This is a genomic window from Acidocella sp. C78 (assembly GCF_907164655.1).
In genome coordinates this window covers 65,010-87,447 of the sequence record NZ_CAJQZK010000013.1, presented here as the reverse complement: position 1 = coordinate 87,447, position 22,438 = coordinate 65,010, and the positions used below count along the sequence as shown (strand labels likewise).

The following is a 22,438-nucleotide window of genomic DNA, read 5'->3' as shown; positions in this document are numbered from 1 at the left end:
CCATCTTGCGCTGGTTGATCACCGCCCCCACCGCCAGCCCGATCGCGGCCTCGCCATGAAGAGGAGCGCGTTTGCGCCGTGTCGCATCCCGGATCCGCGCCAGTTCCGTCTCGGTGGCCACGAGCAGCGCCTCGCGCTTGCGCCGTCGTTCGGTCGCCAGGGCGGCGTTGCGACAGGCGATCAGCCGCTCGCCCGGATAATCGGGCGACGTGATCGCGGCGATATCGCGCTCGTCGAACAGCGACATCTGCAGCGGTCCTCGGCAAGATCCTGGATCTGCCCCGCGCGCAGGCAGCTGATCCAGTCCAGCCCCCGCCGGCTTGATCGTCTCGCGGATCCGCGCCGTGGTGATCATTCCGCGATCACCCACCAGGACGACGCGCTCGAGATGGAACCGGCGCTTGAGTTTCTCCACCTGGGCGGCGATCGTCGCCGGATCGGCGGTGTTGCCTTCGAACACTTCCACTGCGATCGGCCGCCCCTCGCGATCGCACAGCAGACCATAGACGATCTGCGGCCGATCGGGCCGGTGATCCCGGCTGTATCCGTGGTGTGCCAGTTCGCAATGCCGGCCTTCGAGGTAGGATGAACTGACGTCGTAGAGCACCAGCGTGCCGTCGCGCAGATGGCGCCTTGCAAACTCCCGTTCGATCCGCCCCTGCTGCGTGCCCAGCCAGTCCAGCGCCGCATAGATCTCGCGCTCTTCAATGACACCGAGATCAAGCATCTGCCCGAGGCTCGATGTTGCGGTCTCCGGGTTCAGGCCGCGCAGGGTCGAGAGCTTCGATCCCGGCGCGATCACCCGGCCGGCGATCAGCGCCAGGGCGAGACTGCGCTCGCGCGACGCCCTCCGGCCCAGCAGGCGGGGTATCCCGAGCTTGCGCATCATCCCGAGTGCCGCCGCCACATGACCATGCGGCAGCGAACGCCGGATCTCCAGCGCCTGATCGGCACCACCAACCACCGCGCCACCCGCGAGCAGCGCTCGTAGGCCATCGATCAACGCGGGCGGCATCTGGCTCAGATTGGCGATGGTACGCTTGTGAACCTTCCGCCCCTCGCGGAAACTCTCCCGCAACAGCACGGCCGGCGCCGATCGGCCATTCGGAACCACATCGATGAACATAACCCGAGCGAATCACAGATCGAGTCGCACCGCAAGCCCCATTTATGGACACAAAACGCTCGCAAGAAATCAGCGCTACGCGAGGCTATCCGCCACGTTCAGGTCATTCCCAAGTAAAACTTCAGGCTAGGGACCTCGTGCACGTCCGTGAGATGAAAAACGAGTGTCTCGTTTCGGTGCCAAGCTTCTACCCGAGTGGCGCCGGAGCGATTGTCAGCATAACCGTTGAAGGCAATGCATTTCGGGTAAGTGATCTCGGTTTTGGATACCGGGAATCAAAAATGGTGGGAGCTGAAGTGGTTTTTGTCCGTCGAGCCAAAAAGGCGGCGGATAGGATAGGCGTGCAGTTTCTCGACAGATCATTCAGTGCAATTGCGACGTTTGAGCAGCTTGCTGCTACTATCACTGATATTTCTGGCGTTTCCACTGAAACAACACATCAGGCAGTTGCGCGTATTCAAAACGAAGGTGAGGGTGAAGTTGCCTCTCATCTACTTGAGAAATTGACCGCTTTATTCGGAGCGTCCAACGTTGAAAGTATCCCGGACTTTCGGGGCGCATCTAGCCGTGAGTGGGATATTACTGCCGTTGTTAAAAAGGGGAAGCAAACAGCCGCGTTTAAAGCGGTAGGTAATCACGCCATGTCAGTTTATTACGCGCACGCGGCGCTTAATGATATAGCTCTGTTGAAGAACGCACCAAAAACCATTTCTGTTGTCAAAAACATTACTGAGATGGGCAATTTATACAATATATTGGCGCAGGTTGGAGATGTTATTGAAGAAGACGCTTCAAATGAAGCATTTAAAATGGCATTGGCAGCATAAATCGCGATGACTTTGACAGAAATTTTTCGGTTTCGATATAATCATGGTTTTATCTTCAAAAACATTTTTGTAAAAATACGTAAATAATTTCATTTTTGCCCAACATATAATCAAAATGCTGAGCAAAAGTTTTTGCTTCTTTTTTCAAAAAGAAGCTCTTTTGCTCCCCTTCCCCCGCCTGACCCCTCACACGGAGAAATACTTCGCGTGGGGGTTCAAAACGACGATGGCGCTGGTGGATTGTTCGGGGTGGAGCTGGAGTTCATCCGAGAGCGACACGCCGATGCGTTCGGCGTCGAGGAGGCGGAGCAAAAGACTCTGGTCCTCGAGGTTCGGGCAGGCGGGGTAGCCGAAGGAGTAGCGTGAGCCGCGGTAGGACTGGGCGAGCATTTTTTCCATGTCGCGGTCGTCTTCGGCGGAAAAAACCGAGTTCGGCGCGGATGCGTTTGTGGGTGTATTCGGCCATGGCCTCGGCCATTTCGACGGAGAGGCCGTGGAGGTAGAGGTAGTCCTGGTAGCGGTTTTCCTCGAACCAGGCGCGGGCGGTGTCGGAGGCTTTTTCGCCCATGGTGACGACTTGCAGGCCGATGACGTCGCGTTCGGCGTCGTCCACGTCGCGGAAGAAGTCGGCGATGCATTCGCCGTCGTCGCGGGGCTGGCGCGGGAGGGTGAAGCGGGCGAGTTCGGTGGCGCCGTCCTCGGCGAAGAGGATGAGGTCGTTGCCCTGGCCGGCGGCTTTCCAGTAGCCGTAGATGGCCTGGGGCTTGAGGATGGAGTCGGCGGCGCAGAGGTCGAGCATGCGCTTCATGACGGGGCGGAGTTCCTGGCGGGCCCAGCCCATGAAGTCTTCCAGCGACTTGCCCTGCTTGCGGAAGCCCCACTGGAACTGGAAGAGGGAGCGTTCGTTGATGTAGGGGACGAGGGCTTTCTGCGGGGCCTCGATGATTTTCGCACCCCAGAAGGGCGGGGTGAGGACGGGGGTTTCGCGGGTGAGGCGGCGGCGGCGGGCCTGGACGGCGGAGATGTCGACCGGCGCGAAGCCGCGGGCGTCGGCCTGGCCGAGGGTGCGTTTGGTGTTGCGGGCCTTGCCGCGGCGCTTGGACTGGAGGGCGGCGAGGTAATCGTCGAAGCCGTTGCCGGTGACCTTGTCCATCAGATGGAGGCCGTCGAAGGCGTCGCGGGCGTAGGCGACGCGGCCGGAGGCGTAGGCGGCGACGCAGTCTTCCTCGACATAGTTGCGGGTGAGTGCTGCGCCGCCGAGGAGGACGGGGATGTCGAGCCCCTGGCGGGACATTTCCTGGAGGTTTTCGCGCATGACGACGGTGGATTTGACGAGGAGGCCGGACATGCCGATGGCGTGGGCGCGGTGTTCCCTGGCGGCGGCGACCATGTCGGCCAGGGGGACCTTGATGCCGAGATTGACGACGCGGTAGCCGTTGTTGGTCAGGATGATGTCGACGAGGTTCTTGCCGATGTCGTGGACGTCGCCCTTCACGGTGGCGAGGACGATGGTGCCTTTCTGCTGGCCCTCGACGCGCTCCATGTAGGGTTCGAGGTAGGCGACGGCGGCCTTCATGGTTTCGGCGGATTGCAGGACGAAGGGGAGCTGCATCTTGCCGGCGCCGAACAGTTCGCCCACGGTTTTCATGCCATCGAGCAGGAGGTTGTTGATGATGTCGAGCGGGGCGTGGGATTTCATCGCCTCGTCGAGATCGTCGGCGAGGCCCTTGCGGTCGCCATCGACGATGCGGTCGCGCAGGCGGCCCTCGACGGTGTCGGCCTTGACCTTTTTCACGGCGTCGGCGGCCTTGCGGTCGGCGAACATTTCGAGGACGCGCTGGAGGGGGTCGTAATCCTCGCGGCGGCGGTCGAAGATGAGGTCTTCCATGACCTGCACTTCCTCGGGCGGAATGAGGTGCAGGGGGCGGATTTTGGAGACGTGGACGATGGCGCCGGTCATGCCGGCCTTTACCGCGTGGTCGAGGAAGACGGAGTTCAGCACCGCGCGGGCGGCGGGGTTGAGGCCGAAGGAGATGTTGGACAGGCCGAGGATGATCTGGATGTCGGGGAAGGCATCGCGGATCAGCCTGATGCCTTCGAGGGTCCAGAGGCCGAGCTTGCGGTCGTCCTCGTTGCCGGTGGCGATGGTGAAGGTGAGCGGGTCGATCAGCAGGTCGGATTGCGGGAGGCCGTGCTTGCGGCATGCGAAATCGACCAGGCGGGTGGCGATTTCGAGCTTCTGCGCCGGCTCCTTGGCCATGCCGACCTCATCGATGGTGAGGGCGATGACGGCGGCGCCGAACTTGCGGGCGAGCACCATGCGCTCTTCGGCGATGTGTTCGCCATCCTCGAAATTGATCGAGTTGATGATGGGCTTGCCGCCGTGGAGCTTGAGGGCGGCCTCGATGACCGGGGTTTCGGTGGAGTCGATCACCAGCGGCGCGTTCACCGAGGAGGTGAAGCGGGTGATGACCTCGGACATTTCGCCGAGTTCGTCGCGGCCGACGAAGGCGGTGCAGATGTCGAGCGCGTTGGAGGCCTCGGCGACCTGTTCGCGGCCCATGGCGACGCAGCCGTCCCAGTCGTGCTTTTCCTGGAGCTCGCGCCATTTCTTCGAGCCGTTGGCGTTGCAGCGCTCGCCGATGGAGAAATAGGCGTTTTCCTGGCGCAGCGGGGTGGCACCGTAGAGGCTGGCGACGGAGGGCATCCAGACCGGCTTGCGCGGGACCGGCGCGGGGCGGATTTCGCCATTGCGGCGGAGCATGGCGTCGAGGGCGGCGATATGCGGGGTGGAGGTGCCGCAGCAGCCGCCGATGAGGTTGATGCCGTCCTCGCGGATGAAGCGTTCGAGCCAGGTGGCGAGTTCGGCTGGGGCGAGCGGGTAATGGGTCTTGCCATCGACCAGCTCGGGCAGGCCGGCATTGGGCTGCACCGAGATCAGGCCGGGCCAGTTCTGCGAGAGGTAGCGGACATGCTCGGCCATTTCCTGCGGGCCGGTGGCGCAGTTCAGGCCGATCAGCGGCACGTCGAGCGCCTCGATCACGGTGGCGGCGGCGGCGATGTCCGGCCCGACGAGGAGGGTGCCGGTGGTTTCGACGGTGACCTGGACGAAGATCGGGGTATCGCGGTTCAGCTCGGCGCGGGCGATCTTCGCGCCGTTGACGGCGGCCTTGATCTGCAGCGTGTCCTGGCAGGTTTCGATCAGGATGGCGTCGACCCCGCCTTCGATCAGGCCGCGGCACTGCTCGGCGAGGCCGGCTTCGAGCGGGTCGTAGGCGATGTTGCCGAGGGTGGGCAGCTTGGTGCCGGGGCCGACGCTGCCGATCACGTAGCGGTCGCGCCCGTCGGCGAAGGTTTCGGCGGCCTCGCGGGCGAGTTCGGCGGCGATGCGGTTGATCTCGCGGGCGCGGTCGCCCAGCTCGAATTCGGCGAGGGTGATGGGCGAGCCGCCGAAGCTGTTGGTTTCGACCATGTCGGCGCCGGCTTCGAAGTAGCCGCGATGGATTTCGCGCACGAGGTCGGGGCGGGAGAGGTTCAGCACCTCGGTGCAGTTTTCCTTGCCCCAGTAATCGCGCTCGGTATCGAGGGTGAGGGCCTGGACGCGCGAGCCCATGCCGCCGTCGCACAGGAGGACACGGTGGCGGAGGGCTTCGAGAAGTGAAATTCCGGTCATGATGCAAGCAGATATAGGAACGGCGCGAGAATTCCAATCGGCGGCGGCGGGGGCGCGTGACGCCGGGCGGGATCAGGCGAGATGGCGGCGGGCGGCGGCGGCGACATCGCGGGTCAGGCGGCGCAGCGGGGCGGCGTGGAGGCGGGCCGCCGTCCAGTAGAGAGCGACGTCGAGCGGCTGGGCCGGGGGGAGTTCGACGAGGCGGCCGGCGGCGAGATGCGGCGCGGCGAGGGCGAGCGGGTGCAGGCCCCAGCCGAGGCCGGCCAAGGCGAGATCGAGAAAGGCGTGCGGCGAGGGCACGAAATGGGTGGGGCCGGCGAGGCTGACGCCGTGCGCCGCCTGCGCCCAGCGCGCCTGCAACGTATCGCGCCGGTCGAAGCGCAGATGCGGGGCGGCCGCCAGGGCGGTGGCGGTGACGCCATCCGGGAAATGGCGGGCAAGGAAAGCGGGGCTGGAGCAGGCGGCATAGCGCAGGGCGCCGAGCGGGATGGTGCGGCAGCCCTGGGCGGGATCGGGATCGGCGGTGACGGCGGCCAGCACCTCGCCGGCGCGCAGGCGGGCGGCGGTGCGGGATTCGTCATCCAGCACGAGGTCCAGGAGGGTTGAGCCATCGCGGCCGAAACCGGCGATGGCGTCGGGGAACCAGGTGGCGAGGCTGTCGGCGTTGACCGCGATGCGGATGGTTGGCGCATGGCCGGCGGCCGCCTCGGGCAGGAGCGGCGCGAGATCGGCTTCGAGCAGGTGAACGCGATCGGCATGGGCGCAGAGGCGGCTGCCCAGCGCGGTCGGCGTGCAGGGCTGGCCGCGGATGACCAGGACCGCGCCGATCCGCTCCTCAAGACCGCGGACACGCTGGGAGATCGCGGACGGGGTAACGCCGAGCACGGCGGCGGCGCGCTCGAAACTGCCTTCGCGGAGCACCGCGCGCAGGGCGGCAAGGGCGGGATAATCCAGCACGGGTGAAGCGATGCTTCATCGACATTAGAAAAACAAGCTTTCCTGTTTTGTCCGGCGCGCCCATAGGCGGACGCATGAGCGGATATGCAGCTTCCTTTCTCGCCGGGTATGCGGCTTCGGCGGCGCTGATCGTCGCGATCGGGGCGCAGAACCTGTTCGTGCTGCGGCAGGGGCTGCGGCGCGAGCATGTCGGCGCGGTGGTGGCGTTCTGCGCCCTCGCGGATGCGGTGCTGATCGCCGCCGGGGTGGGCGGGGTGGGCGCGTTCATCGGCGCCGCGCCGCGCTTCACGCTGGCGCTGACGCTGGGCGGGGCGGCGTTTCTCGGCTGGAACGGCATCGCGTCGCTCCGGCGGCGGGCGCCGACGGCCGTCGACCTTGGCGCGGGCGAGCGGGTGACGCTGCGCCGCGCGCTGCTGGCGACGGCGGGGTTCACCTTTCTCAACCCGCATGTCTATCTCGACACCGTGCTGCTGCTGGGCGCGATCGGGGCGACGCAGCCGGCGGCGCTGCGGCCGGTTTTCGCCGCCGGGGCGATGAGCGCCAGCCTTTCGTGGTTCGCCGCGCTCGGCTTCGGCGCGCGCGCGCTGCGGCCGGTGTTCGGCCGGCCCGCCGCGTGGTGGGTGCTGGACCGGGTGGTCGGCGTCACCATGCTGCTGCTCGCCGCCTCGCTGTTGCTGAAGGCCATGACATTCCCGGCATGAAGGCCGCCGGATTGCGGAGGCGGCGCTGAAGCGGGAAATAGCCCACGAGATGGAGGGCTGGATGACGGGGACCGGAGGCGACGGCGCGCGCGAGCGCGACAACCAGGGCGCGCACATGCGCGACAAACACGGCGCGCATCCGCACGACAAACACGGCGCGCATCCGCACGACAAACACGGCGCGCATCCGCGCGACAAACACGGCGCGCATCCGCACGACAAACACGGCGCGCATCCGCGCGACGGCGGATTCGCGACCGGGGTGGCGGCGGTGCTGTTCGCCGCGCTGGTCTGGGGCACGACGGGCACGGCGGCGACGTTCGCGCCCGCGGTCGGGCCGCTGGCGATCGGCGCCTGCGCGATGGGGATCGGCGGGCTGTTGCAGGCGCTGCTCGCCGCACCGCGCATCCTGCGCGACCTGCCGGCGCTGGCGCGGCACGGGCGGTTGCTGGCGGCGGGGGGCGTCGCGGTCGCGCTGTATCCCCTCGCCTTTTACAGCTCGATGCGGCTCTCCGGCGTTGCGGTGGGAACGGTGGTGACGCTCGGCTCGGCGCCGATCTTCTCCGCACTGATCGAGCGCGCGCTCGCCGGCACGCGGCTCTCCGCCCGCTGGGTTGCCGGCGCGCTGCCGGGGATTGCCGGCATGGCGCTGCTTGCCCTTTCCGAACCCGGGGCGACGGCGGGCGATGGGAGCAGCCTCGGCATCGCGCTCGGCCTCGTCGGCGGGCTGACTTATGCGCTCTATGCCTGGACGGCGCGGGGGATGATGCTGCGCGGCGTCCGCTCGATGGTGGCGATGGGGGCGACGTTCGGGATCGGCGGCGCGCTGCTGATGCCGGTGCTGCTGGCGACCGGCGGCGCCTTTCTCGACTCCTGGGGCAATGCGGCGGTGGGCATCTACATGGCGGCGGTGCCGATGTTTCTCGGCTATCTCTGCTTCGGCCTCGGGCTGGCGCGGATTCCGGTGAGTGTGGCGACGACGATCACGTTGGTCGAGCCGGTGGTGGCGGCGGTGCTGGCGGTACTCGTCGTCGGCGAGCGGCTGCCGGCGGCGGGCTGGGCGGGGGCGGCGCTGGTGCTCGCCGGGCTGGTGGTGACGGCGGCGCCGGGACGGCGCGGCGGCGGAGCGAAGGGAGCGTGACGATGCGGATCGGCGTGCGGTTCGGCGGCGCGGCGGGAGCGGATGAGGCGGCGCTGGTGCAGGAGGGTTTTGATCCGCCCGCCGACGTGGCGGCGGTGGCGCGGTTCGGCGTGGCGCCGGCGCGGCCGGGGCACGGGATCGGCTGCGCCTGCTGCGTGCCGCGCGGGCCCGCGGCGCTGGCGCTGACGGAGCTGTTTCTCGGCCGGGCGCGGGGGACGCTGCCGGATTTCGCCGCCGTCGTGGTTGTCGCGGATACTAACGGAGAAGCCGCCGTCCGCACCGCGCTGGAGACCGATATTCTGCTCCGCGCCCGGTTTTTCGCGCTGGACTGAAATTTTTTCCGGCTTGGCGCCTTCGCCTATTTTCATCGATTTATCAATATATTGTTGTTCGGACTGATGCGCCTGGCGGTGTGCCGGGGGCTCAGTTCCGTCGCTCCATGATGTTAGTATTATTGACGCACGTTAGCGTATCTACTAACAATACACTCATCCACGAAGGAGATGAGCGATGCCCGAACGCCGCATCTGGACCGACGCCGCCGACCAGACGATCCGCCGCATGCGGGGGGACGGGGCGACCTGGGCGGCGATTGCCGCCGTGCTCGGCCTGTCGCGCAACACGATCATCGAGCGCGGGCGGCGGCTCTGCGCCGCCGGCGGGCCGAGCCAGGCGGCGCGGCCGAAGCCGCCGCCGGAGGACGATCCGAACCGCCCGCCGCTGCCGGCCGGGCATCCGCGCTCCTGGGGGCTGCTGACGCGCGGGACGATTCTGGAGGGCGCGGCGTTCGTTCCTCTCGCCGCCCCCGGGCGGGAGGATGAGCGATGAGCGCGGCGCGGGCACATCGCGCGGCCGAAATTCGGGTGCGGCGTGCGGGCGAGGTGCTCGGCTCGGGGATCGGCGCCGCCGGCGCGGCGCGGCGGGTGGAGATCGGCCCCTGCCCGGCGGTGAGCGGGGCGGCGGACCCGATCGGCGCGATCGCGCAGCGGCTGGAGGCGGCAGGGGCGTGCCTGCTGGCGCTGCCGGAGCGGGGCTATTCGCCGCATCTGCGGATCAGCCGCTACGAGGTGGTGCGCAGCGCGCTCGACGCCTATGGCTGGGAGGCCTCGCGCATCCGCCCGCCGCACCCCTCGGGGGCGGAGATCGACCGGATGGACGAGGCGCTCGGCTGGCTCGCCGCGATTCCGGAGGAGCGGTTCGTGCTGCGGCGGATTCTGGGCGCGCGGGCGCTGACCCATCCGCTGACCGGGCGGCACCTGTTTCCCTGGCGCAGGCTCGGCGGCGTGCTGGGGGCGGACCACAAATCGGTCCAGCGTTGGCATCGCGAGGGGCTCGGGATCATCCACGCGGCGCTGGTCGCGGCGGAGCGAAAACTTGCCCAAAGCAGCGCGGCGGGCTAAGCCGCCCCATCCTTATCCAAGATCGGGTGTCATTTCATGAAGCAGCAGGCGAATCTGATCCGCGCCGGCCAGGTGATCGAGCATGATGGTCGCCGCTGGACGGTGCTCAAGCAGCAGATCATCACTCCGGGCAAGGGCGGCGCGTTCATCCAGGTGGAGATGCGCGACCTCAAGACCGGGAACAAGACCAACGAACGCTGGCGCACCGCCGACACGGTCGAGCGGCTGATGACGGACAACCGCGACTACACCTATTCCTATACCGACGGCGACAATCTCGTGCTGATGGACGGCGAAACCTTCGAGCAGTTTCTGGTGCCGGCAGCCCTGCTGGGTGACCAGGCGCCGTTCCTGCAGGACAACATGGCGGTGATCGTCGATCTCGTGGAGGGCGACCCGGTCGGCATCCACCTGCCGGCGACGGTGACGCTGGATATCGTCGAGGCCGATCCGGTGGTGAAGGGGCAGACCGCGTCCTCCTCCTACAAGCCGGCGAAGCTGTCGAACGGGGTGAAGGTGATGGTTCCGCCCTTCATCGAGGCGGGGGAGCGCATCGTCGTCCGCACCGAGGATTCGACCTACGTCGAGCGGGCCAAGGGCTGAGGCCGCGCGCGGCGGAGCCGCCGCGCCCGACCGTTTTCCGGAGTAACGAGCCATGACACCCCGCCGTTCCGCGCACATGACCATCATGGTCGCCGCGGCCCAGAAGGCCGCGCGCCGGCTGATCCGCGATTTCAACGAGGTCGAGCATCTCCAGGTCTCGGTAAAGGGGCCGTCCGACTTCGTCAGCCAGGCGGACATGCGCGCCGAGCAGACGATCCGCGAGGAGCTGGAGCGCGCCCGGCCCGGCTACGCCTTCCTGATGGAGGAAAGCGGCGCGCATGGCTCGGAGAACTGGGCGTGGCGGTGGATCGTCGATCCGCTCGACGGGACGACCAATTTCCTGCACGCGATTCCGAACTGGGCGATCTCGATCGCGCTGGAAAAGCGGCTGGCGGATGGCAGCAGCGAGATCGCCGCGGCGATGGTGATGGCGCCGGCGCTGGACGAGCTGTTCTGGGCCGAAAAGGGCGCCGGCGCTTATCTGAACGACCGCCGGCTGCGCGTGTCCTCGCGCAGGGAGTGGTCGAGCGCGCTGTTCGCCACCGGGATTCCCTTCGCCCGCACCGCGCCGCGCAACCGCCTCGCCTTCGCCCGCGTGCTCGGCGCGCTGATGCCCGAGACGGCGGGCGTGCGGCGGATGGGGGCGGCGGCGCTCGATCTCGCCTGGACCGCCGCCGGGCGGTTCGATGGCTATTTCGAATATGGCACCCATCCGTGGGACATCGCCGCCGGCGCCTTGCTGGTGCGCGAGGCCGGCGGCTACGCCACGGCACCCGATGGCAGCGATGCGGTGACCGGCGATATCGTCGCCGGCAATCCGCATATTCATGCGCGGCTGCGCGAGCTGGCGGCCTCGGCGCTGGAGAGTGCCAGGGCCTGAAACGAACCGGCCCGAGCTGGCCGGCCCGAGCTGGCCGGCCCGAGCTGGTCGGCCCGAGCTGGTCGGCATTGAGCGGCATGGGAGACATGCGCTAATGTCGGGCGGAATGCGACAGGGTTTTTTCCTTGCGGCGTGCGCGGCGGCCGCGGTCATGCTCACGGGTCCGGCGGGGGCACAGGTTGTCGTCAATCCGCAGGCGCTGCGCCAGCTCGGCGGCCCCGCGCCGGCCCGGAACCCGGCGGTGACGCGGCGCGCGATGCCGGATCGCCGGGAGGACCACCGGATTGCAGAGCATCGCAAACCGGCGCATCGCGCGGTGAGACATGCGGTGAAACATCCTGTGGCGGCGCATGTGGCGGCGGCGCGGCTGCCGATGCCGCCGCCGCCGCCGCCCGTCATCGCGACCAGGCGCCCTGCCCCGCCGCCCAAACCGCCGGCAAAACCAGTGGCGCCGGCGCCGCTCGTGATCGTGTTTCCGGGCGACGAGGCGACGCCCGGCCCGGCGGCGGCGGCTTCGGTCAGGCGGTTTCTCGCCGCCTCCCGGCCGCGCGGGCTGCGGTTTCTGGTGCGGGCGACCGCGCCGGGCGGCTCGGATGACCCCTCGGAGGCGCGGCGGCTGGCGCTGCGGCGGGGGCTCGCGGTGCGCGGCATGCTGGTCGCCGCCGGCATTCCGGCGCAGCGTATCATCGTGCAGGCACTCGGCGATGCGCCAGATGCGCCGGACGACCGCGTGACGCTGAGCACCCTTCCCTGAACTGGAGCGAACATGACCCGCCCGAACAGCTACCTGATCCGCATGCTGGTGTTTCTGGTGGTGGTCTATGGCCTGGCCGCTTTCCTCGCGCCGGTGCTGAAATCGTTCTTCCTCGCCAATCCGGTGGTCAATTCGGTGATCGCGGTGGTCGAGGTGTTCGGGATTTTCTGGAATTTGCGGCAGGTGATGCGGCTGAGCCCGGAAGTGGACTGGGTGGAGCGGTTCCAGCGCTCGCGCGCCTCGATCGAGCATGGGCCGAAGCCGCGGCTGCTGCTGCCGATGGCGAGGATGTTCGGCGGCCGGCAGGATGACGGGCGGCGGGTGACGCTCTCGGTCGCCAGCATGCGCACCATGCTCGATGGCATCGCCAGCCGGCTCGACGAAAGCCGCGAGACCTCGCGCTATGTCACCGGGGTGATGATCTTTCTCGGCCTGCTCGGGACGTTCTGGGGCCTGCTGAAGACGGTGCATGCGGTGGCCGCGGTGATCGCGGCGATGAACCTCGCGGGCGGGGATGTGAACGGGATGTTCGCCCAGCTCAAGGCCGGGCTCGCCGGGCCGCTGGCGGGGATGGGCACAGCGTTCTCATCCTCGATGTTCGGGCTGTCGGGCGCGCTGATCCTGGGGTTCCTCGACCTGACGGCGGGCCAGGCGATGAACCGCTTCTTCAACGATCTGGAGGAATGGCTCGCCGGGCTGACGCGGGTTTCGAGCGGCGCGATCGCCGCCGAGGCGGAAGGGGGGCTGCCGGCCTATGTGCAGGCGGTGCTGGAGCAGAGCGCCGAGACTGTCGAATCGCTGCAGCGCCTGCTGATGCGCAGCGAGGAGGGGCGCGGCGAGACGGCGCAGACGATCCAGGTGCTGAGCGAGCGGATGACGGTGCTGGCGGAATCGATCCAGGCCTCGCAGCGGGTGATGCTGCGGGTGGGCGAAGGGGTGGCGGCGCTTTCACGCATCGTCGAGCGCGGCGAGGAGCGCAAGGACAACGAGGTCGCGCGGGCGCATCTGCGCAATATCGAGCTGCTGATGGCGCGGCTGATCGCCGAGGCGGAACAGGGGCGCGTGCAGGGCCTGGCCGATCTGCGCCACGACCTGAAGATCCTGACCAGAACCGTGGCGGCGCGGTTCGACGAGGCGAAGGGCTGAGCCATGGCGCGCACCATTCGCGGCCGCAACAACGGGCTGGAGATCTGGCCGGGCTATGTCGACGCGCTGTCGACCCTGCTGATGGTGACGATTTTCGTGCTGCTCGTGTTTGTCCTGGCGGAGGCGTTTCTCTCGGTGGCGCTGTCGAGCCGGAACAAGACGATCGGCGCGCTGCGCAGCGAGATCGCGCAGCTTTCGCAGGTTCTGGCATTGCAGAAGGCGAAGACCGCCTCGTTGCAGGACGAGCTGTCCAGCATGGCGGCGCTGATGAAGGCGACGAAGACGCGGGAAGCGGCGCTGATGGCGGCGAATTCAACGCTGAGCTCGGCCAATGCGGCGCTGAACGCGAAGACCGCGACGCTCGGCGCCGCCGTGGCGGCGGCGGGCGGAAAGCTCGCCGGGCAGGTGAAGCTGAACGCTCAGGAGATCGCGACCGTCAGCCTGCTCAACCAGCAGATCGCGGCGCTGCGGTTGCAGCTCGCGACCATCGCCGCCGCACTCGATGCGGCGCAGAAGAAGGACCAGGAAGAGCATGTGCAGATCGCCGATCTCGGCAAGCAGCTGAACGAGGCGCTGGCGCGCAAGGTGCAGTCGCTCGAACAGTATCGCAGCGAGTTCTTCGGCGTGCTGCGCCAGGCGCTGGCGGGGCAGAAGGACATCAAGGTGGTGGGCGACCGCTTCGTGTTCGAGAGCGCGGTGCTGTTCCCCTCCGACTCGGCGCAGCTTTCGGCCACGGGCAAGGCGGAGATCGCCAAGGTGGCGCAGGCGATCGAAACGATCGCGCCGAAGATCCCCGCCAAGATCAACTGGGTGCTGAGCGTCACCGGCTATGCCGACAAGGAGGCGATCACCGGCGGGCCGTACAAGGACAATTTCGACCTCTCGGCGGCGCGCGCGCTTTCCGTGCTGCATCTGCTGATCGCGGATGGGGTGCCGAAGAGCCGGGTGGTGGCGGCCGGGTTCGGCGCGGATCACCCGATCGCCAGCGGCGACACGCCGAAGGACCTGGCGCAGAACCGGCGGATCGAGTTCCGGCTCACCTCGGCGGATTGAGCGGCCGCGCCCTGCCTTCGGCTCAGGCGACCAGCGGGGCGCGGAGGGCGGCGGCGCGGGCCCAGCTTTCGCCGGCGTCCTGGTCGAACAGTTCGGCGAGTTTCTTCATCATCGTGCCGCCGAGTTCCTCGGCGTCGACCAGGGTGACGGCGCGGCGATAGTAGCGCGTGACGTCGTGGCCGATGCCGATGGCGACGAGTTCGACGAAGTCGCGGCTTTCGATGTCGCGGATCACATCGCGCAGGTGGCGTTCGAGATAGCTGCCCTGGTTGACCGAGAGGGTGGAATCGTCGACCGGCGCGCCATCGGAGATGACCATCAGGATGCGGCGGTGCTCGGGGCGGGCGCAGAGGCGGCGATAGGCCCAGGCCAGGGCCTCGCCGTCGATGTTTTCCTTGAGCAGCCCCTCGCGCAGCATCAGGCCGAGATTGCGGCGGGCGCGGCGCCAGGGTTCGTCGGCGCCCTTGTAGACGATGTGGCGGAGATCGTTCAGCCGGCCGGGATTGCGCGGCTTGCCGTCCGCCACCCATTTCTCGCGGCTCTGCCCGCCCTTCCAGGCGCGGGTGGTGAAGCCGAGGATTTCGACCTTCACCGCGCAGCGCTCCAGCGTGCGGGCCAGGATGTCGCCGCACATGGCGGCGACCGAGATCGGCCGGCCGCGCATCGAGCCGGAATTGTCGATCAGCAGGGTCACCACCGTGTCGCGGAATTCCATCTCGCGCTCGCGCTTGAAGGAGAGCGGCAGCAGCGGGTCGGCGACGACGCGGGCGAGGCGGCCGACATCGAGCAAACCTTCCTCCAGGTCAAAATCCCAGGCGCGCTGCTGCTGGGCGAGCAGGCGGCGCTGGAGGCGGTTGGCGAGCTTGGAGACCACGCCGTGGAGATGCTGGAGCTGCTGGTCGAGCTGCTGGCGCAGGCGGGCGAGTTCCTCGGGATCGCAGAGCTGCGCGGCGCTGACCTCCTCGTCGAAGGCGCGGGTATAGGCGTGGTAGGCGGCGCCGGTGTCATCCTCCACCGGCTTGCGGCGCTGCTGCGGGCCGGCGGGCGCCTCGTCCGGCGCGGCGGCGGAATCGTCGTCGGTCTCCTCGTCGGCCTCGGCGTCGGAGGCTTCGGATTCGAGCTGATCTGGCGCCTCGGCGAGCTGGTCCTGGTCGTCCTCGCGGGTCTGCGGCTCGCCCTCGCCGGAATTGTCCTGCGAGAGGGATTGTTCGCCCTGCTCGCCCTGTTCCTCGCTGTCCTCGCCTTCTTCGGCCTCGGACTCGGCCTCGGCGAGGTCCATCACCGCGAGCAGGCGGCGGGCGGCGCGGGCGAAGGCGTCCTGGTCGGTGCGCTCGGCGGCGAGATCGTCCAGCGCCTGGTCGGCGTCGCCGGAGAGGGTTTCGCGCCAGAGGTCGAGAATGTGGCGGGCGGACTCGGGGATCGAGGCCGGGTCCATCCGCTGGCGGGCGAGCAGGCCGAGCGCCTGGGCGGTGGGGAGTTGCTCGGCGCGGCTCATCCGGTCGAGCCCCTCGGCCTCGGAATCCTCGTTCAGCTTGCGCTGGAGATTGGCGGCGACACCCTGCATGTGGGCGGCGCCGACGATCTCGACGCGGGCCTGTTCCAGCGCGTCGTAGGCGTCGCGGGCGTCGCGGGCGACGGGAGCGCGGGCGGCGTGGATGGCGTCGTCGTGATGGCGCAGGCGCAGCGCCATCGCATCGGCGATGCCGCGCAGCCGGGCCATCTCGGCCGGCGGCAGGGCGCGGGTGGGCGCCGGCAGGCGGGCGCGCTTGCCGGCGAGGCCCGCCGCACCCGGCTGATAGGCGACCTGCACCTCGTCCGACCCGGCGATGGCGCGCATGGCGCCGGCGGTGGCGCGCTTGAATTCCTCGCTGCGGGAGGGTTCGGCCGGCATCAGGCGCCGCGGCGGGGATGCACGCCGGTTTCAACCTCCGCGTTGAAGCAGCGCTGGTAGTATTCGGCGACGGTGGCGCGCTCGGCCTCGTCGCACTTGTTGAGGAAGGTGAGGCGGAAGGCGAAGCCGACATCGTTGAAGATGCGGGCGTTCTCGGCCCAGGTGATGACGGTGCGCGGGGACATCACGGTCGAGATGTCGCCGTTGATGAAGCCCGCACGGGTGAGATCGGCCAGGGCGACCATGCTCTCGATCCGCTTTTTCTCCGCGGCATCCGCCTCGGAGATGCCGAGCTTGGCCATGACGATGGAGACTTCCTGGCCGTGCGGCAGGTAGTTCAGCGTGGCGACGATGTTCCAGCGGTCCATCTGGCCCTGATTGATCTGCTGGGTGCCGTGATAGAGGCCGGTGGTGTCGCCGAGGCCGACGGTGTTGGCGGTGGCGAAGAGGCGAAAGGCCGGATGCGGGCGGATGACGCGGTTCTGGTCGAGCAGGGTGAGCTTGCCCTCGACCTCCAGCACGCGCTGGATGACGAACATCACGTCCGGCCGGCCGGCGTCGTATTCGTCGAAGACCAGCGCGCAGGGGTGCTGCAGCGCCCAGGGCAGCAGCCCCTCGCGGAATTCGGTGACCTGCTTGCCGTCCTTCAGCACGATCGCGTCCTTGCCGACGAGGTCGATGCGGGAGATGTGGCTGTCGAGATTGACGCGGATGCAGGGCCAGTTGAGGCGGGCGGCGACCTGCTCGATATGCGTCGACTTGCCGGTGCCGTGATAGCCCTGGATCATCACCCGGCGGTTGAGGGCGAAGCCGGCGAGGATGGCGATGGTGGTTTCGGGGTCGAAGCGGTAGGTGTCGTCCGTCTCGGGGACGTGTTCGGTGCGCTCGGAAAAGGCCGGGATGTCGAAGCCGCAATCGATGCCGAAGACCTCGCGCGCCGAGACGGTGCGGTCCGGCAGGTTGATCGCCGAGGTCGGCGTGCCGCGGGTTTCGGCCAGTGCAGCGATATTGTTCATCGGTCGTTCATCCTCACAGCTCGGGGTCAGACTACTCGCCATGGCGCGGCGCGCAAGGGATCAGGCGCCGGCGGCGGCGCGGGGCTGCCCCTCGGCCGGCAGGCGGGAGCGCAGCGTGGCATAGGCGAGGTTGATGGTCTTGAGGCGTTCCTCGGCGCTGCGGTCACCGCCATTGGCGTCGGGGTGGTGACGCTTGGCAAGTTCCTTGTAGCGGGCGCGCACCGCCTCGCGGGTGACGGGCCAGGCGAGGCCAAGCACATCGAGCGCCTCGCGCAGCTCCGGCGGGGCGCGCTCGGGTTCGGGCCGGCGGGGGCGGCCGATGCCGGAAAACGCGGCGAGTTCGGCCTCGACCGCCTCGCCGACGGCGCCGGCGCGGCCGAGCGGCCAGGTCGGGCGCTGCCAGGCGGTGTCGGCGCGCAGATGCGCCTCGATCTCGCCGGGGCTCATGCCCTTGTAGTAGTCCCAGCCGGCATTGTAGGCGCGGACATGCTCAAGGCAGAACCAGTGCCAGTCGCGCAAATTCTCGCGCGAGCGGGGGGCGCGGTATTCGCCGGGCTTGTCGCAGTCGGGCATGTCGCAGGCGCGGCCCGGGGCATCCGGGTCGGGCGCGAAGGCGCGCACGCGGCGGGTGGTCCGGGTCATGGGCATAGTCTCGTCATGACCGCTAATTTGCCCTTTGTCGGCGTCTTGGCAACCGGGCGGCGGCGGCGCACAATCCACCCATGACATCACGATCCGACCGAATCCGCGCGATCCTCGGCGAATGTTTCGCCCCCGAGCTGCTGGAATTGAAGGACGACAGCGCGAAACACGCCAGCCATATCGGCCGGATGACCGGGCCGGGCCACGCGCCGGAGGCGGGCGAGACGCATTACCGGCTGCGGATGGTGGCCGGGGCGTTCCGGGGGATGAACCGGGTGGCGCGGCAGCGGGCGGTGAACGAGGCGCTGAAGGCCGAGTTCGAGACCGGGCTGCACGCGCTCAGCCTCGACCTCAAGACGCCGGACGAAACCTGAGCGCGAAACCAGGCGCGCTGTTGCTGGACCGGCGCTTCGCGCCGCTGTTCTGGTGCCAGGCCTTCGCCGCCTTCAACGACAATTTCCTCAAGACCGCGCTGGTGGTGCTGATTCTCTACCGCGCGAAGGGCAGCCCCGCGCTGGTGGCGCTGGCGGGCGGGGTGTTCATCCTGCCCTACCTGCTGTGCTCGGGGATTGCCGGGGAGATGGCGGACCGGTTCGACAAGGCGCGGGTCGCGACCGTGGTGAAGGGGGTCGAGATCGGCGCGGCGGGGCTCGCGGTGGCGGGGTTTCTCGCCGGTTCGGTGCCGGTGCTGTTCGCCGCCCTGCTCGGCTTCGGGGTGCTGGCGGCGCTGTTCGGGCCGGTGAAATACGGGCTGCTGCCGGACCTGCTGGAGACGGCGCGGCTGCCGCTCGCCAACGCGATGGTGGATTTCGCGACCTTCCTCGCGATTCTGGCGGGGACGGCGCTGGGCGGGCTGCTCGGCGCGCGGGAGCCCTGGCTGCTCGGCGCCGTGGTGATGGGGTTCGCCCTGCTCGCCTTCGGGGCGGCGGCGCTGATCCCCGGCCGGGGGCGGCGCGGCCGGGGCTGAAGCTCTCGGCGAGCCCGGTGGCGGCCTCGGCGGATCTGCTGCGCACGCTGCGCGGCGCGGCCCCGCTGTGGCGGGCGGCGCTGGTCAACGCCTGGTTCTGGTTCGCCGGGATCACCTGCATGACGCTGCTGCCGGTGCTGACGCGGACGACGCTGATGCGCGGGCCGGGGGCGGTGACGCTGGGGCTGACGGTGTTCTCGCTTGGGATCGGCGCGGGGAGTTTTCTGGCCGCGTCACGGCTGCGCGGGCGGATCGCGCTGGCGCCGGCTTGGGGCGGGACGGTGGCGGTCGGCATCGCGGCGCTGGCGCTGGGGGCGCTGGCGGCGGCCGACCGGTTCGGGGTGACGCTGGCGCTGCTGTTCGTCGCAGCCCTCGGCGGCGGGGTGATCGCGGTGCCGAGCTTCGCCGCGGTGCAGGCCTGGGCGCCGGCGGAGGCGCGGGCGCGGGCGGTGGCGGGGACGAACATTCTCTCCGCCGCCGGGATGGTCGCGGCGAGCCTGATCCTGACCGCGCTGCTGCACGCGGGAATCGGGCCCCGTGCGCTGTTCGCGGGGCTCGGGGCGATCGCGCTCAGTCTCGCGCTGGCGGCGCGCCGGTAAATTTCGCCGGGCGCTTTTCGCGGAAGGCGGTCACACCCTCGGCGAAATCCGGCGTGCTTCCCATGCGGCGCTGGAGGTCGCGTTCGAGATCGAGCTGGGCGTCGAGCCCGTTGGCGCCGGCGGCGTTGAAGGCGGCCTTCATCGCGGCGAGCGCCTGGGTCGGGCGGGCGGCGAGATCGGCCGCCACGGCAAGGGCGGCGGCGAGGAAGCCCTCGTCGGGCAGGCAGCGCCAGATCAGGCCCCAGTCGGCGGCCTGGCGGGCGGTGATGGTCTCGCCCAACATGGCAAGGCCGCGGGCGCGGGCATCGCCCACCGCGCGGGGGAGGAAATGAGTGCCGCCGGCATCCGGGATCAGGCCGATGCGGATGAAGGCCTGGGTAAAATTCGCCGCCTCGCAGGCGAGCACGATATCCGCCGCGAGGGCGAGATTGGCGCCGGCGCCGGCGGCGACGCCGTTGACGGCGGCGACGATCGGCTTCGGCAGGGCGCGCATGCGGCGGACCAGCGGGTTGTAATGCCGGTCGATCGAGGCGCCGAGATCGCGCGGGCCGCCGCCGAGGGACTGGTTGAGATCGGCGCCGGCGCAGAACCCCTGCCCTCGCCGGTCAGCAGCACGGCGCGGACCGAATCGTCGGCCTCGATGGCGGCGAAGGCGGCGGCGAGCGCCTCGTGCACCGCCTCGTTCAGCGCGTTCAGACGGTCGGGCCGGTTGAGCTTCAGCACCCGCACCGCCCCGACGCTTTCCACGATCAGCTCTGCCGCCATTTCTGTTCCTCCCTGCGTTCCGGGCGACTAGTGTGCGCCTGTGCGCCGAGTATGGCGAGAACTGACGCATACGGCAATGAGGAGACGAAATGAGCATCTCGATCGCGATCCATGGCGGGGCGGGCACGATGCGGGCGGCGGACATGACGCCGGAGATGGCCGAGGCGCGGCACGAGGGGCTGCGGCGGGCGCTGCGCGCGGGCTGGGACGTGCTGAGCGAGGGCGGTTCGGCGCTGGACGCGGTGGCGGCGGCGGTGGTGATGCTGGAGGACGATCCGCTGTTCAATGCCGGGCGCGGGGCGGTGCTGACCGATGCCGGCACGCTGGAGATGGACGCCGCGATCATGAGCGGGGCGGATCGCGCGGCGGGGGCGGTGGCCGGGATCTGCGGGCCGGTGAACCCGGTGCTGGCGGCGCGGGCGGTGATGGAGACGACGCCGCATGTGCTGATGATCGGCGACGGCGCGCTGGCGGTGGCGCGGGCGGCGGGGCTGGAATTCGAGACCGAGACCTATTTCGAGACGCCGAACCGGCGGGCGGCGCTGGAGAGGGAGCTGGCGCGCCGGGCCACGGGCGCGCCGGACACGCGCTCGGACGCCGACCGGCACGGCACGGTGGGGGCGGTGGCGCGGGATGCGCACGGTCATCTCGCGGCGGCGACCTCGACCGGGGGGATCACCGCCAAGCGCGCCGGGCGGGTGGGCGACACGCCGGTGTTCGGCGCCGGCACCTTCGCCGATGACGAGACCTGCGCGGTGAGCTGCACCGGGACGGGCGAGGTGTTCATCCGCTACACCGCCGCCGCCGAGATCGCGGCGCGGCTGCGCTACAAGGGCGAGAGCCTGGCGAAGGCGGCGGCGGACGTGATCGCCGAGCTGGCGCCGCGCGGCGGCGATGGCGGGCTGATCGCGCTCGGCACTGGCGGCGACCCGGTGATGCCGTTCAATTCGTCCGGCATGTATCGCGGCATGATCGGCGGCGACAGGATGCTGCGCACGGCGATCCACCGCGAGGAATTTCGCGCCGTTGCGGTGTGAGTTGCTGGCATTTCCCTTGCACCGGGCGGGGCGTGACGCTAGCTCGTGCAGCTGAATTGGATGAGGATGAAGGCAGATGGCGTATAGAGTTGCAGTTGTCGGGGCCACCGGCGCGGTCGGGCGCGAGATGCTCAAGACGCTCGCGGAGCGGAACTTTCCCGCCTCCGAGGTGATCGCCCTCGCCTCCCCGCGCTCGGCGGGGCAGCAGGTGAGTTTCGGCGACGAGGCGATTCTCACCGTGAAGAACCTGGAGACCTTCGATTTCCGCGGGGTGGATTTCGGCCTGTTCTCACCGGGGGCCTCGATTTCGGCGGTGCATGCGCCGCGCGCCGCCGAGGCGGGGTGCATCGTGATCGACAACACCAGCCAGTTCCGCATGGACCCGGACGTGCCGCTGGTGGTGCCGGAGGTGAACACCCATGCGCTGGAAGCGTTCATGGCGAAGCCGGACTGGCGGCGGATCATCGCCAATCCGAACTGCTCGACGATCCAGATGGTGGTGGCGCTGAAGCCGCTGCACGAGAAATTCGGCATAAGCCGGGTGTCGGTCGCGACGTATCAGTCGGTCTCCGGCGCGGGCAAGGAGGGGATGGACGAGCTGGAGCGCGCGACAAAGGCCACCTATGTCCACGAGGTGACGAAGCCGGAAGTCTTCACCAAGCCGATCGCCTTCAACGTGATCCCGCATATCGACGTGTTCATGAAGGACGGGGCGACCAAGGAAGAGTGGAAGATGACGGTCGAGACCCGCAAGATCCTCGACCCGGACATCGCGGTGTTCGCGACCTGCGTGCGCGTGCCGGTGTTCATCGGCCATGGCGAGGCGGTGCATGTCGAGTTCGCCAACCCGGCCCCGCTGGAGGCGGCGCGGGCGGCGCTGCGCGCGGCGCCCGGCGTGACGCTGTTCGACGAGCGCGAGGATGGCGGCTACGTCACCCCGCTGGAATGCCAGGGCGAGGACGCGGTGTACGTGTCACGGCTGCGGGTCGATCCCACGGTGCCGCACGGGCTCGGCTTCTGGTGCGTTTCGGACAATCTGCGCAAGGGCGCGGCGCTGAACGCGGTGCAGATCGCCGAGACCATCATCAAGCGTGGGCTGATCGGCCGGAAGGCCGCCTGATTATCCGGGAAGGCCGATTGACGAGACCGCGTCGATCGGCCTAAACCGCTCCGCGTTGGCGGACGTAGCTCAGCTGGTAGAGCGCCAGGTTGTGGTCCTGGATGTCGTGGGTTCGAGCCCCATCGTTCGCCCCAATTTTT

General features: G+C 68.9%; 21 protein-coding genes, 1 tRNA gene and 2 pseudogenes. 17 read left to right on the top strand and 7 right to left on the bottom strand.

The features are described from left to right. Nucleotides 1–1,126, bottom strand: a 1,126-nt coding sequence (locus tag ACIDOCELLA78_RS000000105610) for an IS1634 family transposase (protein WP_249675839.1), incomplete at its 3' end; no start/stop codon positions are given. A gap of 137 nt (nucleotides 1,127–1,263) precedes the next feature. On the opposite strand from ACIDOCELLA78_RS000000105610, the gene ACIDOCELLA78_RS000000105605 reads away from it, so the two are divergent. Next, complete coding sequence (locus ACIDOCELLA78_RS000000105605; RefSeq protein ID WP_201728750.1) at nucleotides 1,264–1,953, top strand: hypothetical protein; 690 nt, start codon at nucleotides 1,264–1,266, stop codon at nucleotides 1,951–1,953. A 186-nt stretch (nucleotides 1,954–2,139) separates the two neighbouring features. On the opposite strand, the pseudogene metH reads toward ACIDOCELLA78_RS000000105605, so the two are convergent. Continuing rightward, nucleotides 2,140–5,626: pseudogene (gene metH / locus ACIDOCELLA78_RS000000105600) on the bottom strand (methionine synthase). Between the two features lie 72 nt (nucleotides 5,627–5,698). Beyond that, nucleotides 5,699–6,583: a LysR family transcriptional regulator ArgP gene (locus ACIDOCELLA78_RS000000105595; protein WP_201728749.1), complete on the bottom strand. Its 885-nt coding sequence runs from the start codon at nucleotides 6,581–6,583 to the stop codon at nucleotides 5,699–5,701. Between the two features lie 74 nt (nucleotides 6,584–6,657). On the opposite strand from ACIDOCELLA78_RS000000105595, the gene ACIDOCELLA78_RS000000105590 reads away from it, so the two are divergent. From ACIDOCELLA78_RS000000105590 to ACIDOCELLA78_RS000000105545, 10 genes are all read left to right on the top strand, one after another. Further along, complete coding sequence (locus ACIDOCELLA78_RS000000105590) at nucleotides 6,658–7,284, top strand: LysE/ArgO family amino acid transporter (protein ID WP_201728748.1); 627 nt, start codon at nucleotides 6,658–6,660, stop codon at nucleotides 7,282–7,284. 61 nt (nucleotides 7,285–7,345) lie between these two features. Further along, nucleotides 7,346–8,425 carry a DMT family transporter gene (locus tag ACIDOCELLA78_RS000000105585; protein ID WP_283770836.1) on the top strand — a complete coding sequence of 360 codons (1,080 nt, stop codon included), beginning with the start codon at nucleotides 7,346–7,348 and terminating at the stop codon, nucleotides 8,423–8,425. Between the two features lie 2 nt (nucleotides 8,426–8,427). After that, on the top strand, nucleotides 8,428–8,757 hold the full coding sequence (locus ACIDOCELLA78_RS000000105580) for a hypothetical protein (protein ID WP_201728747.1): 330 nt from the start codon (nucleotides 8,428–8,430) through the stop codon (nucleotides 8,755–8,757). A gap of 178 nt (nucleotides 8,758–8,935) precedes the next feature. Continuing rightward, entirely contained in the window at nucleotides 8,936–9,253 is a 318-nt protein-coding gene (locus ACIDOCELLA78_RS000000105575) for an AsnC family protein (RefSeq protein ID WP_201728746.1), read from the top strand. Beyond that, nucleotides 9,250–9,825 carry a DUF6362 family protein gene (locus tag ACIDOCELLA78_RS000000105570; protein ID WP_201728745.1) on the top strand — a complete coding sequence of 192 codons (576 nt, stop codon included), beginning with the start codon at nucleotides 9,250–9,252 and terminating at the stop codon, nucleotides 9,823–9,825. The genes ACIDOCELLA78_RS000000105575 and ACIDOCELLA78_RS000000105570 overlap by 4 nt, the downstream gene beginning before the upstream one ends. Before the next feature lie 36 nt (nucleotides 9,826–9,861). Next, nucleotides 9,862–10,428: an elongation factor P gene (efp, locus tag ACIDOCELLA78_RS000000105565; RefSeq protein WP_201728744.1), complete on the top strand. Its 567-nt coding sequence runs from the start codon at nucleotides 9,862–9,864 to the stop codon at nucleotides 10,426–10,428. Between the two features lie 52 nt (nucleotides 10,429–10,480). Beyond that, on the top strand, nucleotides 10,481–11,308 hold the full coding sequence (locus tag ACIDOCELLA78_RS000000105560) for an inositol monophosphatase family protein (protein WP_201728743.1): 828 nt from the start codon (nucleotides 10,481–10,483) through the stop codon (nucleotides 11,306–11,308). Nucleotides 11,309–11,459: 151 nt separating this feature from the next. Continuing rightward, the gene (locus ACIDOCELLA78_RS000000105555; protein ID WP_249675837.1) at nucleotides 11,460–12,062 is read left to right on the top strand and encodes a hypothetical protein; all 603 of its coding nucleotides are present in this window, start codon (nucleotides 11,460–11,462) and stop codon (nucleotides 12,060–12,062) included. A 12-nt stretch (nucleotides 12,063–12,074) separates the two neighbouring features. Next, nucleotides 12,075–13,208, top strand: a complete 1,134-nt coding sequence (locus ACIDOCELLA78_RS000000105550) for a flagellar motor protein MotA (protein ID WP_201728741.1) — start codon at nucleotides 12,075–12,077, stop codon at nucleotides 13,206–13,208. 3 nt (nucleotides 13,209–13,211) lie between these two features. After that, nucleotides 13,212–14,261 (top strand): peptidoglycan -binding protein, encoded by a 1,050-nt coding sequence (locus ACIDOCELLA78_RS000000105545; protein ID WP_201728740.1) that lies wholly within the window; start codon nucleotides 13,212–13,214, stop codon nucleotides 14,259–14,261. Between the two features lie 22 nt (nucleotides 14,262–14,283). Here the strand turns inward: ACIDOCELLA78_RS000000105545 and cobT are convergent, their stop codons facing one another. Genes cobT through ACIDOCELLA78_RS000000105530 form a run of 3 tightly spaced genes read right to left on the bottom strand, consistent with a single transcriptional unit; the run spans nucleotide 14,284 to nucleotide 17,816 of the window. Beyond that, complete coding sequence (gene cobT, locus ACIDOCELLA78_RS000000105540; RefSeq protein WP_201728739.1) at nucleotides 14,284–16,152, bottom strand: cobaltochelatase subunit CobT; 1,869 nt, start codon at nucleotides 16,150–16,152, stop codon at nucleotides 14,284–14,286. Beyond that, nucleotides 16,152–17,168: a cobaltochelatase subunit CobS gene (cobS, locus tag ACIDOCELLA78_RS000000105535; protein WP_201728738.1), complete on the bottom strand. Its 1,017-nt coding sequence runs from the start codon at nucleotides 17,166–17,168 to the stop codon at nucleotides 16,152–16,154. Before cobS ends, cobT begins: the two co-directional genes overlap by 1 nt. 60 nt (nucleotides 17,169–17,228) lie before the next feature. Next, on the bottom strand, nucleotides 17,229–17,816 hold the full coding sequence (locus ACIDOCELLA78_RS000000105530) for a J domain-containing protein (protein ID WP_201728737.1): 588 nt from the start codon (nucleotides 17,814–17,816) through the stop codon (nucleotides 17,229–17,231). 74 nt (nucleotides 17,817–17,890) lie between these two features. On the opposite strand from ACIDOCELLA78_RS000000105530, the gene ACIDOCELLA78_RS000000105525 reads away from it, so the two are divergent. The 3 genes from ACIDOCELLA78_RS000000105525 to ACIDOCELLA78_RS000000105515 are packed head-to-tail and all read left to right on the top strand — an operon-like array spanning nucleotide 17,891 to nucleotide 19,376. After that, the gene (locus ACIDOCELLA78_RS000000105525) at nucleotides 17,891–18,184 is read left to right on the top strand and encodes a BolA family transcriptional regulator (RefSeq protein ID WP_201728736.1); all 294 of its coding nucleotides are present in this window, start codon (nucleotides 17,891–17,893) and stop codon (nucleotides 18,182–18,184) included. Between the two features lie 20 nt (nucleotides 18,185–18,204). After that, nucleotides 18,205–18,777, top strand: a complete 573-nt coding sequence (locus ACIDOCELLA78_RS000000105520) for an MFS transporter (RefSeq protein ID WP_201728735.1) — start codon at nucleotides 18,205–18,207, stop codon at nucleotides 18,775–18,777. Nucleotides 18,778–18,794: 17 nt separating this feature from the next. After that, nucleotides 18,795–19,376, top strand: a complete 582-nt coding sequence (locus ACIDOCELLA78_RS000000105515) for a hypothetical protein (RefSeq protein WP_201728734.1) — start codon at nucleotides 18,795–18,797, stop codon at nucleotides 19,374–19,376. Here ACIDOCELLA78_RS000000105515 and ACIDOCELLA78_RS000000105510 read toward each other — a convergent pair. Beyond that, nucleotides 19,348–20,141, bottom strand: a pseudogene (locus ACIDOCELLA78_RS000000105510) (enoyl-CoA hydratase-related protein). The gene ACIDOCELLA78_RS000000105515 and the pseudogene ACIDOCELLA78_RS000000105510 sit on opposite strands and share 29 nt — an antisense overlap. 89 nt (nucleotides 20,142–20,230) lie before the next feature. Here ACIDOCELLA78_RS000000105510 and ACIDOCELLA78_RS000000105505 point away from each other — a divergent pair. The 3 genes from ACIDOCELLA78_RS000000105505 (at nucleotide 20,231) to ACIDOCELLA78_RS000000105495 (ending at nucleotide 22,432) form a co-directional block, all read left to right on the top strand. Next, entirely contained in the window at nucleotides 20,231–21,178 is a 948-nt protein-coding gene (locus tag ACIDOCELLA78_RS000000105505) for an isoaspartyl peptidase/L-asparaginase family protein (RefSeq protein ID WP_201728733.1), read from the top strand. Nucleotides 21,179–21,254: 76 nt separating this feature from the next. Further along, complete coding sequence (locus ACIDOCELLA78_RS000000105500) at nucleotides 21,255–22,298, top strand: aspartate-semialdehyde dehydrogenase (protein WP_201728732.1); 1,044 nt, start codon at nucleotides 21,255–21,257, stop codon at nucleotides 22,296–22,298. Between the two features lie 58 nt (nucleotides 22,299–22,356). Further along, nucleotides 22,357–22,432 (top strand) — tRNA-His (locus ACIDOCELLA78_RS000000105495). The last annotated feature ends 6 nt before the right edge of the window (nucleotides 22,433–22,438 follow it).